Genomic DNA, 14762 nt, shown 5'->3' on the forward strand with positions numbered 1-14762 from the left:
TGGCGACCTCGGGCACCATTTGTTTTTTACTCCCAAGTGTTTTTTTGGCAAATTATATTCAAAATATTAAAAAAGAGTTTTTATTTTAATTGACAAATCACACCTGCTAAATCTACCATTTACTTACTTCAACCTCACATTCATAATCATATTAGATAAAAAGATACTATCTTTATCAAAGCTTTTTAAGTTATATTCTAGTTTTAGGTATCTTTTTTGTATATCTTGCATTAAAGTTGAAAGATTGTATAAACTTAAACTTTCTAATATATTTATAAGTTCTATCTTGCTTAAAGTATTAAAATCATTCAGCAAGATAAGATAATTACTTATAATAGAAGAAGAATTGATATTGTGAAATATAATTTTATTTTTTATATCTTCTTTAATAAAAAATTGATTATTTTTTATATAAAAATAATCTTTAAGATGATGATTACTTAATATTTGATTATAAAAACTTAAAAGGCTTTCTTTGCTATTTAAGTCTATAAAATTTAAAAATATATTTTCTTTTAATAATACTTCTTGTAATTGTTTTAAGTTTTTAAAAGCTTGATTTATACTAGAAGTATTTTTTAAAGTATAAATGATATTATCATCTTTAGAAATTGTTCTATTTATATTATATTGCAATAAAGAATTTTTATAAAGTGTATCACTATTGATTAAGATATTGATATGAAAAGATTCTTTACTTTTATTAGCTAATTGAAGCAAAGATATAACATCTTTTATAACTTGTAAAATATCATTTGCTACTTCACCATAGCCCCAAGTAAAGATAATATGATTATCATCTATATTTGTAGCACCAAATAATAAAGAAGGTGCAAAATTTAAAGCACTAAGGAATAAAATGTAAAATCTTTTCATCAATTGTATTAAAGAAGCTAAAGAGTTTGTTTGGTATAATTGTATTAAGGGTGGAATGCCAAAGGGTTGCCACCTTTGACATTCAATTTACCGCCCAGAAGGGAGGTGAGTCGAATGACTAAAATTATCCTAGTAATTATATTAGTTATGCTTTGTTTTGTCAAGGCATGCTAATTTCCCCTGCTTTTGCAGGGTTTAGGATAATCCCTTTGGCTTCACCAAACAAACTTTTAACTAAACTTCATCTCCTTTCTATAATTTTATTTTCTTTTTAATTAGTAGGTTTTCTTGTTAAATTCTCAAGATTGCTTTCAATCTTTTCTTGTATTTTTATAGAATCAGTTTGTATTTTATCTACATCAATACTTCCAACAATATCAGCAATAAATTCACTTAAATCTATTTCACTAAAATCTAACTTTTGAAATTCTTCTGGAGCAAATCCTCTACAGTCAGGACTCTTTGGAGAACCCCAACCTCTTTTAATTTGTGGGCGTCCTTGTTCATTAAATATTCTTGCTAATTTTGAATTAAAACAACAATATGTTTTTTATGCTGAATACAAGCTATGAATTTAATTTTTTTAGAGCAATATTCACCAACTTCTACACATCTATTTTGCTTATTGAGTTTAGCTAGCTTTTTTCATCTTCTTTACAAGGTACAAGCCCTATAAATACTTTATCTTTATCACAGCAACCACCCCCCCCTACCCTCAGTTAAGCCAAAAAATTTGTCTTTAGAGCGACATCTATTATCTTTTTTATTAAAATAAAAATTTATCCTCTATAAGAACCATCATCTTCCCAACCATTATTATTTTCATCATTAATACCAACTTGAGTATCATCATTTTGAATTGCTAGTACCCTCTATACAAGGAAATGGAGCGCATTGATACTTATTATCCGTTAAAACCATCATTGTTAGAATCTATCGCTAGATCATCTCTAAGTTTTTAGAGTGATAATTTCAATAAATGATATATTGTCATAACATATACTAAAAATCCAAAAGAAAGTAGTATATTATAATGCAACATAACACTATTTAAAAAATTTTTAACTACATTTTTTTATACTTCATTTGGTATTTGCACTTTTTGAATTTGTATTTTGGTTAATACTTGTGTTTTGCTCCCACAGCCTATCAAGCATAGCATTAAAAAGCTTAGTGGTATTAGTTTCATTGCTTTTGGATATATAGTTTTTAACATCATCAACCATTGTTTTGATTTGATTTTTTTGAGTATTTGCATAAAAGAGTGCTTTTAGCTCTTGTTCGTGTCTTATTTTAAGCTCCTGAGTAATCCTCGTGAGTTCATTATTTACACCCAAAGCTAAATTTAAATCACTTTGACTTTTTTCTAATTTTGCATTTGTGCTATCTAGCTTAAGATATAAAAACACATTAAGCATAAACATTAGAGCTAAAGCGATATAAAGCTTTGTGTTTTTAAATAAAAGATTTATCATTTCTTATTTTATAAGTTTAAGTAAGATTTGAGTATAATCTAAAAGGGTGGAACACCAAAGGTGGCCGCCTTTGGTGTTAATCAACACTCAGTTAGGTGGTGATTAAATTGAACCATAAAATTCTATTAATAATTATACTACTTTGTATAATTATAGTCAAGGCTTATTAGCTTTGATTTCCCCTTTAAAAAGGGGAGCTAGAATACCACCTTTGGCCTACTTAAACTTTTATCTCCTTTCTAAAATTTATTTGTAATTTCTAATTTTATATTTGATAAATTTTGCTGATATAGTAAATCATATAATTTTTTACAAGCTTGTCTGCTTTGTCCTATACTTTCATCACTCCTAGTTAAACCTAGTAAAATACAACCTTTTGTATTCTAATAATTATATATTTATCATCTTTTACTCTCAAACATTGTTTTCTAAATAAACTTTCATTTCCAAACTATAAGTTTTGCAGCGTTTATAAACTAGACTTTATTTGTTTATAAAGCAATTATTGTTAATATTTTTAAAAAATTTAGAGAAAAATCATGAAAGATCTTAAAAAATACATTGCAAATTCCAAACTAACACGCCTTGAAGTTTTATATGAAAAATTAGTAAAGTCTGAAAATGGCATAACCATAAAAGAACTAGCCCAAGAACTCAATGTAAGCGCTAAAACCATAAAAAGAGATATGCAAGGGGTTTTTGAGCCTATGGGGCTTATTAAAAATGGAAGAAAATGGCGTATCGATACAAGCAAAGACATTCAAGAGCAAGATGATGAAAAAATAATCCTTGAAGTGCTTGATACCATGGCAAAAAGCGCTGGAAATAGCTTTTATGCTAAGGCTCACCCCTTACTTTCTAAACTTTCTCAAAACATTTCTAATCCCATCCATACTAGCCTAGATGCAGAAAAGCTAGAAGAAAAAGATTTAAGCAATTTTCAAATCCTCGAACAAGCTATCAACACCAAAACACAAATTGTCTTTAAATACGAAAATAAACTTTTCCAAGTAAAACCTTTAAAACTAGCCTTTTTTAGTGGCTTTTGGTATTTGCTTGCTTTTGATATGAAAAAACGTGATATTTTCAAAAAATTTTATTTAAAAAATATCCAAAACATCACCCTAACCCAAGAGCATTTTCAAACCGATGAGAGTTTAGAAGTAAAACTTCAAAGAGTAAATTCTATATGGTTTAGTCTTGATAAACCTTTTACGGTAAGGCTTTTAGTAGAAGAACCTATACGAAAATACTTTGAAAGAAAGCCTCTAAATTCACAAATCATCACCGGTAAAGACAAAGATGGCTCCATAGAAATAGAGCTTGAGATAACTCATGAAATGGAAATTTTACCTTTAGTGTATTATTACATACCTTATGTAAAGGTTTTAGAACCTGATTTTATAGCAATTAAAGTCAAAGAAGTAGTTGGAGAATACCTTGATCAAATAAGCAAATGATTGCTTATTTGTCAGGATTTTAATATTTCTTTGGCTTTTTTAAAGCTTTTTTAATCATGTCAATTTCTATAAATTTTTTTATCAATTTCATTGTTTTTAACTTTATTCTCACATATACCTATACAAGCATTAATCCACTCTTTCCATTTATAATCCATTTTTAGATAAAAACTCATTTTTTTATCATAGCTATCATATATAAGGTCATCATTTATTTTAAACCCATTTCTTGTGCCTAAGCTATACTTGCTAGGCTCGGTATCTTCATTTTTATGCAAATAAATAGTAAGTATATTTTCATGAAAATCATCTATGTTTTTAACTTTTTCTTTTATGTGTTTTATGTAGTCTTTGAGTTGATTTGGTTGATCTTTTGTATAAAGTTTATTTTATATGATGATATATCTTTTATCTTTTAAGCTTATGAGAATATCAATCTTTCTATTATCTTTAGCACAAGCTTCTGTTTCTACGCTTTCTATGTCATGGGCTGTAAGATTTTTAAACTTCCTAGCCTTTGTGTATCTTCCAAGCTTTTTTAAAAACTCATTTGCAAAAAGCTCTTGATAATGATCACCATGTGGATCTATCAAATAAGCTATAAATTTAGAATGATAGTTTTCTTTATACTCAACTCCCAAAGCTTCAAAAATATTTATATCACTCATGCCTTTTTTGGTGTTTTAACTTCAAATTTATCGTTAGCTTTTAACAACTCTTTAATGAATTCGTTATTTTTCATTTTTTTCCTTGAAATATTTTCACAATTATACTACAAAAATATAGACTACCATTGTCTGCTTTTTTTAGCTACCATTTTACAAATCATTTAAAAAGGATAAAAATGCTTCAAACCATGAAACACATCCTAACTCACACCGATGAGACTTTATTTGCAAAGAAATTTGGCTATAACAATGTAGAAAAATTCACTAAAACAAAAACTTTGTTTTTAGAATGCGAAAGCATACAAGAATGGCTTTTGAAAGGACATTATGATATGGTAAATTCCTCTTTGGAATTTATACAAAAATTTGATTTTATCTTAGATAAAGAAATTTTAAATTCAATTTTAGAACAAAATGTTTTATTAAAAGATAAACACATAAAATTACAAGAAGCAAAAGCTATCATAAAAACAAATTTTAAACGTAAAAGCGAGCCTTTGCATACTTTGATGTTTTTATCTCACTTACGCGTGCTTAAATTTCCTATTAGCAATGATATGCTCTATCTTGATAAAACACAAATCATGCAAAAACTCAAAGAACTAGCTATAAAGCATTATGAAAATTCACAAGGCAAATTAAAGCTTTGGGGAGATATCTTACAATATGACATTATTTATGATGATGAGTTGTTAGTTTTAAGCATGCAAAAGAGCGATAAATGATAGCCATTTCTACACTTTTATCATCAAAACATAAAAGAATTTATCAAAATCTTGTGCGAAATTTTGTCAAATTTAACATCGCTTTTAAATAAATACCAAGTAATGATATATGGTTAAGAGATTTCATGCCTTTAGTGTATGAAAATACGGCGACAAGTTATATTTATGATCCTGATTATCTTAGAAATTATTCACATTTAAAAACCACTATAAAACCTCTAAAAAATCACTTAAATTTAATCCTTGATGGAGGTAATTTCATAAGAAAACATGATATTGCCTTTATGTGTGAGAAAATTTTTAGCCAAAACCCAACACTTAGCAAGGAAAGCATTATCCATACTTTAAAACAAAGTCTAAATTTAAAACACATAGTCTTTTTACCAAGACTAGCTTATGATAGATACACACATAGTGATGATATTAATAATTTTTCATAACTAGACAACTAAAGTCTAGTTATTTTGTTTATAATTGCATTATATATCTTAGTTTAAAGGTTTATAATGCAAACAAATACTTCTACTCTTACTCACATTGCGGATTTTGATTATTACTCACATAATGTAAAAGTCATCTCACTACACGCACAAATGCTCTCAAACAGCAAACAAATCAAGAAAGATTTTTACAGCGAATTTGAAGATACACTAGAAAAAGATGGTAAAATCCCTAGTTTTATCTACAAACAATACTCCAAATTTATCTATCCTAGCTTTTTAAAGAAAAATCTAAGTTATCTTAAAAAATACTTAAATTTTACTCAAGCAGAATGTGATGTGTTTGCGTTTTTTTACTATGCAAATAAAGGTAGATTTGCCCTACACCAAGGCTATAGCACTGCTTTGGGCAAAAAGATCATAGAAAAAATTTTCAACCACACTTCAAAAGATGTCAATAAAGCTTTAAGTGATGATTCTATGCTTTTTAAACTAGATACCTTGTGTTATTATGATAGCGATGCCTTTGGTATAGATGTAAATAATTTTGAAAGCATTTTCACTCAAGATATTAGCAAAACTACACTTATGGGTGAGTTTTCTTATTTTTTACCTAAAACTAGACTAAATTTGAGTGATTTTGACTATATACAAGAAGAATTAAACACTATCATTACTTTTTTAAAAAAACGCCAAAAAGGAAATATTTTTATATATGGAAAAGCAGGTGTGGGCAAAAATGAGCTTAGTGCACTCATAGCTAAAGAGCTTGGAAAAGAAGCATTGTGTGTTAAAGATTGCGAAAATGATAAAAAATCAAGTAGAATTTCAAATTTTTATGCACTTAAAAAAATACTCAATCCAAAAAAACAAATGATAGTCTTTGATGAGTGTGAAGATAGCCTTTGCTATGATTCTTTAAAAGAGAAATTAAAAATCAATAAAATCTTAGATGAAGAAAATGGCATTTGTGTATTTTTATCAAATTCTAAAGACATGGATGAGGCGTATTTGAGGCGTTTTGATGTGATTTTAGAGCTTGAAAGTATGCCCAAAGAAAAGAAAATTCAAAATATAAAAAGGTTATTTAATAAGAAAAATATAAAAATAGATGAAGCCATTATAGAAAATATAGCTTCTCATCCTGAACTTTCCCAAGGGGTTATTTTAAAATGTGCAAACAATGCTAAGATCTTTAAAAGCAAAAGCCAAGAAGTGTTTGTAAGATTGATCAATGAAAATTTAAAAGCAAGATCACTTCAGGGCATTTCAATGCCAAAAAAAGACAAAAAATACGATTTAAGCTTGATAGAATGTGATTTAAATTTACAAGAACTAATAAACAATATCGATAAAAATTCAAGTTTGAGAATTTTAAGCTACGGCATAGTAGGTAGTGGAAAAAGCGAGTTTGGCAAAGAACTAGCTAATGTTTTAAATAAAACTTTACATTCTTATAAACTTAGTGATATTTTAGATCCTTTTGTGGGCAATAATGAAAAAAATATCGCAAATATTTTCAAAAAAGCTTCTAATGATAATGCTATCTTACAACTTGATGAAATCGATGCGTTAATTTATAGTAGAGATGAAGCAAATAAAAGCTGGGAAAAAAGCTTAGTCAATGAAATGCTTATGCAAATGGAAAATTTTGAAGGTATTTTCATAGCTTCTACAAACTACCTACAAAACCTTGATAAAGCTAGCATAAGAAGATTTGATCTAAAGATAGAATTTCAAGTATTAAAGCAAGAAAAGCTTTTAAAGGCTTTTGAATTTTTTGCTAAAGAATTAAATTTAAGCTTTGATAAAAAGCAAATTGCAAAAAGGCTCTTAAGGCTTCAAAATATTTGTTTGGGCGATTTTGCGCTAATCCTTAGACAAAATAAAATTTTTAAAATCAAAAACGCCGATGAGTTTTTAGAAAAATTAGAAAAAGAATCAAAACTCAAATCAGATGATGAAAAAATCAATATGGGATTTTTATAAAAAGGATAAAGCTATGAACATAACACTTCAAGGAACAATACACAAAAGCTTTGTGTTTGGATTTAATGATATAAAAGCAAAAGAACACATTAAAGCATTATATAAAACAAACAATGATGAGTTTAATTTCCAAACACAAATTCAAAACACAGAAAATATACAACTACTAAGCCAAAGCTATCATTTAGAAAATGGATATTTTTTAGATGAAAATACTCAAAGCAAACTTTTGTCTTTTGAAAATTTTTTAAGTCAAAATTATGCGGATTTTAAACATTTTTGTGTTGTTGATTTTATAAAACATAATGCAAAAATACACTATAAATTAAAAAAAACAAACACAAAAGGCAAACTCTATCATCTTGCAAGTGCATATGCCTTTCCTAAAAATGGCTGGATAGATAAAAAAGTACTAAACATCAACGACATCTCACCTTATCAAAACATGCTTATAGAAGGGTTATTTTATATTAAAGAGCAAGAATTGCTAGAAATTATAAAACAAAATGAAAATTTGATAAGAAATAATTTTTATTTGAAAGATTATGATTTTTCAAAAGGTTTAAAAAAACTTTTAGATGTGAGTTTGGATATTTTATTTGCTAATATTAGCACGAAAAATTTTAAACCCTATAAACTAGAAATAGACTCTATCGCTCACGAGGATATAGAAAGAAAAATTTCTTTTGTTAAGCTACTAAAATGATTGTTTTAGTAGCTCTTTGATCCTTTCTATAAATTGCGTTTCTTTTTGGGTAATATACTCAAGAGTAATTTCTTTATCTTGACTATCTTCAAGAAAAATTCCATCAACTATAAATTTATACTCATCTGAAAGGATAGAATTTTCACTATGACATTTTGCTTTTTCAAATTCTTGCATAGGATATAAAAGTCCACCTAAAAGCACCTTGCCTATCTTTTGATAATACCCCATATAAGTATGAATTTGAAACAAATCATTTCTGTCTAAATCTCCCATGCCATTTTGGCTTCTACCTTCCATTTTCATTCTTTTATATTTAGTATCAAAAACTATATATGTATCATCTTTAGACAAAACAATATCAGGTATTATATAGCGTTTATAAAAGCTATTTTTATAAATTTCAAGCTTTGGAGAATCAACCATATATTCTTCAAAATTATTTCTTAAAAGCTTGCTTATATAAATTTCAAAAAGCTCTGCTATATTAACGATAAAACCATAACTTTTTTGATCATTTTTATTTTTACTAGTGAAATTTTGACTTTCTATAATCATTTTTGCATATTTTAAAAGCTCTTTGTAGTTTTGATAGTTTTGATTTCTCAAGGCTTTGCTAGAAAAGGCTTTATTTAAACTTTCTTTTATAAAACAATGCTCGCTTTTATTTTGCACTAAATAGGTTTTTATATGTTTTACATTTTTTAAAAAGCTTGAATTTTTCTTTTCTATGACTTCTAATGCTTTATATAATACATTAATAATATGCACATCCTCTATTTGCTCTCTTGTTTTTGTAGCAACCTTTGCTTTTAAAGGGATATTGTGTTTTATAAATTCAACCATATCAATATTTCCCTTAAAGCGCAAATCGTTGTATTTTTTACTTTGATAATTTTTAGGCAAACCTATCAAAAAACTTTTTTCAAGTTTTTGCACAAAGATGTAAAAAAGTATAAACTCACTTATATTGCTTTCTTTTTTTACATCTTGATAAATACTCACATCATCAACAAATACATCATTAGCATAATTTAGCATTCTTTCTAAAAACTTCTTGCCAAACCTGGAATTTATCTCAACTTCCAAACCATTATAAGAAATTTTTCCTATATAATTTCCACTAGCAATTTGCCTTTTATTTTCTTCAATCGTTCGCAATGAAATGATAGGATTTTTAGCATTTTTGCTTAAAATTTTTTCATCATCATTGAAAAAAGAAAAGAAATTTCCATTTTTTATAAAATCTTCAAAATACAAATCAAAATCTTGTATTCTTGAAGATTTTTGATCTATTTCTATAAAGCTATTATCATTTATTTTTATCATCGTTTTTTTCTATAACAAAAAGTTTTTTTAAACTATCCAATTGTGTTTGTATTTCTTTTTCATTATATTCGCTTCTTAAATACTCTTTTAAAAGCGCTTCAAAGCGGTTGCTAAAAAGTTTTTTCATATCACTATCTTTAATCTCATCATTTTTAAATTCAATTTTTAGAAAATAAGAATGCCCAAGTTGATACTTTTCACCTATATCTTTACTAATTTTATCGTTTAATTTTTTACAAGCTTGTGCGTATTCTTCAATATTATTTGCATAAATTTCATCTCTTATTACATTATAATCACACTCCATTTCTTGCCATATAAAGCGTCTTCTAAGCGCTAAGTCAAAGCTATCTATGCTTTTATCTAAATCATTCATAGTCCCTAGTAAAAACATATTTTCAGGCACATAAAAATCCTCATCATCTCTCATAGAGGCATATTGTGTTTTTATCTTACCTTTTTCTCCTCTATACTCAAGCGCATAAAGTAATTCTCCAAAAACCCTAGATAATTCCGCACGGTTAATCTCATCAGCTATGAAAAAATACCCATGATCGCTTAGAGCTTCATTAAAATTTCCTTTTTCGAGTTTTTCCAAAAATCCTTTTTCTTCTTCTTTTGCTTTATCACAAAATTCTCTAAAAATTCCATTTTTAAGTTCAAGTTTTAATTGTCCATTTTCAATCCCTGCAGGTTTAATACCTTCTATAAAATCCTCATAAGAAAAACTTGGGTGAAATTGAGTAATGAGCATTTGATTTTCATTTTTAATGATATTTTTTACATTATTTACTATAGTGTAGGTTTTTCCAGTTCCAGGAATTCCATGAAAAATGATGTTTTTATGCGTTTTTAAAAGCTTTTTAAAGCCTTCTAAATCATTGCTTTTTATATCTGCCTTACCACATAAATTTGCAAAATCATAAGCTGCTTGATAAAGTTTATAATACGCACTTTGCTTTATATCTTTACTTTCATCATTTTTATCTAATTTTTCTTTTGTAATTAAAGCCAAATCAGAATTTTTTATCTTATCAATCAAATTTAAAAATTGATCTAAAATATAGTATTTTGGAAGATTAGGTGTTCTTTCTACTTCAAGTTTTTTCAAAACAAAATCAAAATATGCTTGTTCGTTATTTTGTATATTGCTATTTTCTTTTATGCTTTTAAGTTCATTATTTGAATTTTCATTTAGCATTTCAAAGATATACTTAGCGGTATTTACAGAAGCATCATTTGCAAGTGGAAATTTATCATCTTTAAGTGGAAATTTACCATCCCTAAATTGCATCCAATATGCTAATTCTCTGGCTGTAGCTTTCATACCTTCTACATTTTCAAGTTCTGCTAATAATTCTGTTAAATTGCTACTATTACTTACTGCATCATTTATTTTTTCAAGATTATCAGCTAATTTTGTTTTATCTTTTAATAAATTTGTGGCATTACCTTGCATTCTAGCACTATTTATACTTTTATCCCACCATTGTTTAAAAGTTTCATCATTAAAATTATTTTGTTTAAATGTTTTGCTAAAATTATCCACAATTTTGCTTTTTGTTTGTAAAAATTCTCCATCTTTATCAAATTTAATATGTATAGTACTTTTATCGCCATAAATTTTTAAATAATTCTCAAAAGCTTCTTTTAAACTATTAAATTTATCCTTATTTTCATTATAAATATTATGAATCAAATTTTCAAATTTCGATTCAATATTATCATTTCCTGAAATTTCACTTTTTCTTTCCTTGCCAAATTTAGTATGATAAATATAACATTTTCCATCTTTATCAAAAAAATAACCAAAATTTTTATCTTTAATTGCATTTAAACTAGTTTTTAAATCACTCATAGTTTTCCTTAGTTTTGATTTTTATAATTATAACTTAATTTTTGCATTGTTAATTATATCAAAATAAAAAATTTAAAATAGACAAACACAGTCCACTAAAATAAATTACAATTGTAAAATAAAAAATATCAAGTCATGGAGGTGTTAAAAAATAAAAATCAAATTTAAAATAACAAATCAAAAACAAAGGAATAAAATGAAAAAACTATTTTTAATTTTAAGCATGTTAATGTGTATATGCTTTACTTTTACTAATGCTGAAGTAAATTATACAACAGCACAACAAGATATAACAATAGAAAAAACCATAGATAACAATACAAGCACAAAAATAGCTCAAGAAGATTATACCAATACAATAATCATCACCATAGCTATCTTAATATATATCATCATAGCTGCAGTGCTTGTGTATTATGGATTAAAAGGCAAGGTAGTCATATATAGAAATACAATAGATCTTAGCTTGTGTGTTGGATTATTTGCTGTATTGCCTTTAGCCTTTATAATCTTTATGACATTATTTCTAATGCGAATAGAAAGAGATACTGCGCTAATTATTATGGGTGTCATTGCTTTTATATGGGCATGCGTTGTATTATATATAGCATACACAACACTAAGAGATAATCGTAACAATCCATTACTAATGATTTTAATACTACCTTTAAAAATAACATTAGGATTATGGTATGGACTTAGTATTTTTGCAGTTTTGAGAAAAAGCAATCTTAAAACCGTAGCGCTAAGAAGAGAAGAAAAACAAAATGCGTTAGCACGCTTTGCTTTTTCAAGCGGACTAATTTATGCTCTAATGCGAGATAAACCTTTGAAAAAATAATACTCTAGCCTATTTTAATAAAAATAGGCTAAAATTCAAACAAAACAACAAAGAAAGGTAAATAATGTTTTTTTCAAAATCAAGATACACAAGAGGCACACAATGTGCTAAGTCTTTATGGCTAAAAACTTACAAAGATGAAGTACTAAGTACCCCAGAGAATACTTCGGATAAATTTAAAACTGGTAACAAGGTAGGCGAGCTAGCTTGTGAGCTTTTTCCAAATGGAGTAAAGATAGAATTTGAGGGTAGTTCTTTGAATGAAAAATGCGAACAAACTAGAAAACTATTAGAAAATAACCAAGAAGTGATTTACGAAGCTACTTTTTGCTATGATGGCATTTTGATCATGATAGATATTTTACAAAATACTAAAGATGGTATGATCATTAACGAAGTAAAAAGCTCTACATCTTTAACAAAAACACCTACTTCCAAAGTAATTAAAAAAACATATATAGATGATTGTGCTTTGCAATATTATGTTTTGTCAAATTTGGGTTATAAAATCAAACAAGTTAACCTGATACATTTAAACAATAAATACTATAGAGGTGATTTTCTTGACATAAATCGACTTTTTAAGTTCAATGACATCACAGATAAAGTTATCCAAAACCAAGAAGAAGTTAGAAAAAATTTAAAATACTTTGAAGAAATTTTAAGTAAAAATGAGGAGCCAGATATAGACATAGGAACACATTGTTTTGATCCTTATGATTGTGATGGATATGAGTATTGTTGGATTGAACAAAGAAATTTATGTGAAAATGAGAATATATTTAGCATTTCAAAATCTAATAAAATTTTTAATTTGTACCGTAAAAACATAATCAATTTTAAAGATATAAAAGATCTGTCTACTTTTACCGAGAATCAACAAATCCAAATCAAAGCTTCACTCAATAAAGAAATCTACATAAACAAAGAAAATATCAAAAAATTCTTAGATACACTAACCTATCCCATATATCATCTAGATTTTGAATCCTTTACGCAAGTCATACCTGAATACAGGGTAGTCAAGTCTTATATGCAAATTCCTTTTCAATACTCTTTGCATATAGACTATAAAGACAAGTTAGAGCATAAAGAATTTTTAAGCGAATGTGGGATCGATCCAAGATATGAACTTGCAAAAAATTTGATCAATGATATACCAAAAGATGTTTGCGTGCTTGCTTATAATGCAAGTTTTGAAAAAGGTGTTATAAGAAATTTAGCACTTGCTTTTCCTGAATTTAGTGAGCATTTGTTAAATATAGAAAAAAATATCGAAGATCTTATGATACCTTTTCAAAATAAAGATTATTATCATTATAAAATGCAAGGGAGTTATTCTATAAAAAAAGTCTTACCAGCTCTAATCCCTGATATGGAGCAAGCTTATAATAATTTAGATTTAATCCACAATGGAAGCGAAGCTATGAAAAGTTTTGAAACTATGCAAAATATGGATGAAAACAAAAGAAAAGCTCTCCGCCAAGCCTTACTAGAATACTGCAAACTTGATACTTTAGCCATGGTGAAAATTTTAAAGCATTTAGAAGAGCTTGTAAAATAATAACTATATTAAAAGTTACTGCTTAGAGTTTTTATATCAATCTCTAAGCAAAAATCATCAAACTAGACAGCAGTAGTCTATAAAAATACATTATAATAAAATATTATATCAATCAAAAAAGGAAAACATGTGAAAACAACACTTTTAAAACTAGATAAAAATCTTGCTAATAAAAAAATAATAAATTGTGGTGTTATAAAAAAAGATGAAATGTATTATGCAAGTTTTGAAGAAGATTCGATCTTATTTGACATCAATGGAAATATACTAAAAAAAATCGCTGGCAAGATTTATCACTTAAATGATGATTTATATGGACTTTGCTGCACAAAAGCAAAATGTGGTCTTATAGATAAGCAAGGAAATTTAGTCTTAGAAGCAAAGTATGATGATATTTATGATTTTAGCGAAGGTTTAGCTAGAGTTGAGCTTAATGGAAAATGGGGATTTATAGACAAGCAAGGAAATTTAGTTATAGAAGCAAAGTATGATGATATTTATGATTTTAGCGAAGGTTTGGCCGGAGTTAAGATTAATAGAAAATGGGGATTTATAGACAAGCAAGGAAATTTAGTTATAGAAGCAAAGTATAAATTTGCTAAGAGTTTCAGCGAAGGTTTGGCCGGAGTTAAGATTAATAGAAAATGGGGATTTATAGACAAGCAAGGAAATTTAGTTATAGAAGCAAAGTATGATGATATTTGGTATTTTGATGATGGCTTAGCTGGAGTTAAGCTTAATGGAAAATGGGGCTTTATAGACAAGCAAGGAAATTTAGTCATAGAAGCAAAATATGATGATATTTGGGATTTTGATGATGGTTTAGCTGGA

General features: G+C 27.1%; 13 protein-coding genes and 1 pseudogene. 8 read left to right on the forward strand and 6 right to left on the reverse strand.

The window, feature by feature from the left end:
• Positions 1-123: 123 nt before the first annotated feature.
• The 3 genes from L8X24_RS07550 to L8X24_RS07560 form a co-directional block, all read right to left on the reverse strand.
• Positions 124-876, reverse strand: a complete 753-nt coding sequence (locus L8X24_RS07550; RefSeq protein ID WP_263664288.1) for a hypothetical protein — start codon at positions 874-876, stop codon at positions 124-126.
• A gap of 271 nt (positions 877-1147) precedes the next feature.
• A complete protein-coding gene (locus L8X24_RS08020; protein WP_263664299.1) occupies positions 1148-1390 on the reverse strand; it encodes a conjugal transfer protein TraN in 243 nt (80 codons plus the stop codon).
• A 568-nt stretch (positions 1391-1958) separates the two neighbouring features.
• The gene (locus tag L8X24_RS07560) at positions 1959-2351 is read right to left on the reverse strand and encodes a hypothetical protein (RefSeq protein WP_263664289.1); all 393 of its coding nucleotides are present in this window, start codon (positions 2349-2351) and stop codon (positions 1959-1961) included.
• 539 nt (positions 2352-2890) lie between these two features.
• On the opposite strand from L8X24_RS07560, the gene L8X24_RS07565 reads away from it, so the two are divergent.
• Positions 2891-3811, forward strand: coding sequence for a helix-turn-helix transcriptional regulator (locus L8X24_RS07565; RefSeq protein ID WP_263664290.1), 921 nt, complete (start codon positions 2891-2893; stop codon positions 3809-3811).
• A 101-nt stretch (positions 3812-3912) separates the two neighbouring features.
• Here the strand turns inward: L8X24_RS07565 and L8X24_RS07570 are convergent.
• A pseudogene (locus L8X24_RS07570) lies at positions 3913-4553 on the reverse strand (PD-(D/E)XK nuclease family protein); the annotation flags it as partial.
• A 102-nt stretch (positions 4554-4655) separates the two neighbouring features.
• On the opposite strand from L8X24_RS07570, the gene L8X24_RS07575 reads away from it, so the two are divergent.
• The 4 genes from L8X24_RS07575 to L8X24_RS07590 all read left to right on the forward strand — a co-directional run bounded on the left by L8X24_RS07575 (position 4656) and on the right by L8X24_RS07590 (position 8339).
• Positions 4656-5204: a hypothetical protein gene (locus L8X24_RS07575; protein WP_263664291.1), complete on the forward strand. Its 549-nt coding sequence runs from the start codon at positions 4656-4658 to the stop codon at positions 5202-5204.
• Positions 5205-5296: 92 nt separating this feature from the next.
• Complete coding sequence (locus L8X24_RS07580) at positions 5297-5644, forward strand: agmatine deiminase family protein (protein WP_318529568.1); 348 nt, start codon at positions 5297-5299, stop codon at positions 5642-5644.
• A gap of 66 nt (positions 5645-5710) precedes the next feature.
• Positions 5711-7633, forward strand: a complete 1923-nt coding sequence (locus L8X24_RS07585; protein ID WP_263664292.1) for an AAA family ATPase — start codon at positions 5711-5713, stop codon at positions 7631-7633.
• 13 nt (positions 7634-7646) lie between these two features.
• On the forward strand, positions 7647-8339 hold the full coding sequence (locus tag L8X24_RS07590; protein WP_263664293.1) for a hypothetical protein: 693 nt from the start codon (positions 7647-7649) through the stop codon (positions 8337-8339).
• Here the strand turns inward: L8X24_RS07590 and L8X24_RS07595 are convergent.
• Both L8X24_RS07595 and L8X24_RS07600 read right to left on the reverse strand, forming a co-directional pair.
• Positions 8331-9668 (reverse strand): McrC family protein, encoded by a 1338-nt coding sequence (locus L8X24_RS07595; RefSeq protein ID WP_263664294.1) that lies wholly within the window; start codon positions 9666-9668, stop codon positions 8331-8333. The two genes, L8X24_RS07590 and L8X24_RS07595, sit on opposite strands and share 9 nt — an antisense overlap.
• Positions 9652-11526 (reverse strand): McrB family protein, encoded by a 1875-nt coding sequence (locus L8X24_RS07600; protein WP_263664295.1) that lies wholly within the window; start codon positions 11524-11526, stop codon positions 9652-9654. Before L8X24_RS07600 ends, L8X24_RS07595 begins: the two co-directional genes overlap by 17 nt.
• A 196-nt stretch (positions 11527-11722) precedes the next feature.
• Here L8X24_RS07600 and L8X24_RS07605 point away from each other — a divergent pair, with 196 nt between their 5' ends.
• The 3 genes from L8X24_RS07605 to L8X24_RS07615 all read left to right on the forward strand — a co-directional run.
• Positions 11723-12367, forward strand: coding sequence for a hypothetical protein (locus L8X24_RS07605; RefSeq protein WP_263664296.1), 645 nt, complete (start codon positions 11723-11725; stop codon positions 12365-12367).
• A gap of 64 nt (positions 12368-12431) precedes the next feature.
• Complete coding sequence (locus L8X24_RS07610) at positions 12432-13931, forward strand: DUF2779 domain-containing protein (RefSeq protein WP_263664297.1); 1500 nt, start codon at positions 12432-12434, stop codon at positions 13929-13931.
• A 129-nt stretch (positions 13932-14060) separates the two neighbouring features.
• On the forward strand, positions 14061-14762 hold a 702-nt coding region (locus L8X24_RS07615; protein ID WP_263664298.1), incomplete at its 3' end, for a WG repeat-containing protein.

The sequence above is a fragment of the Campylobacter sp. CNRCH_2015_0814 genome (assembly GCF_025772765.1).
GTDB lineage: Bacteria > Campylobacterota > Campylobacteria > Campylobacterales > Campylobacteraceae > Campylobacter_D.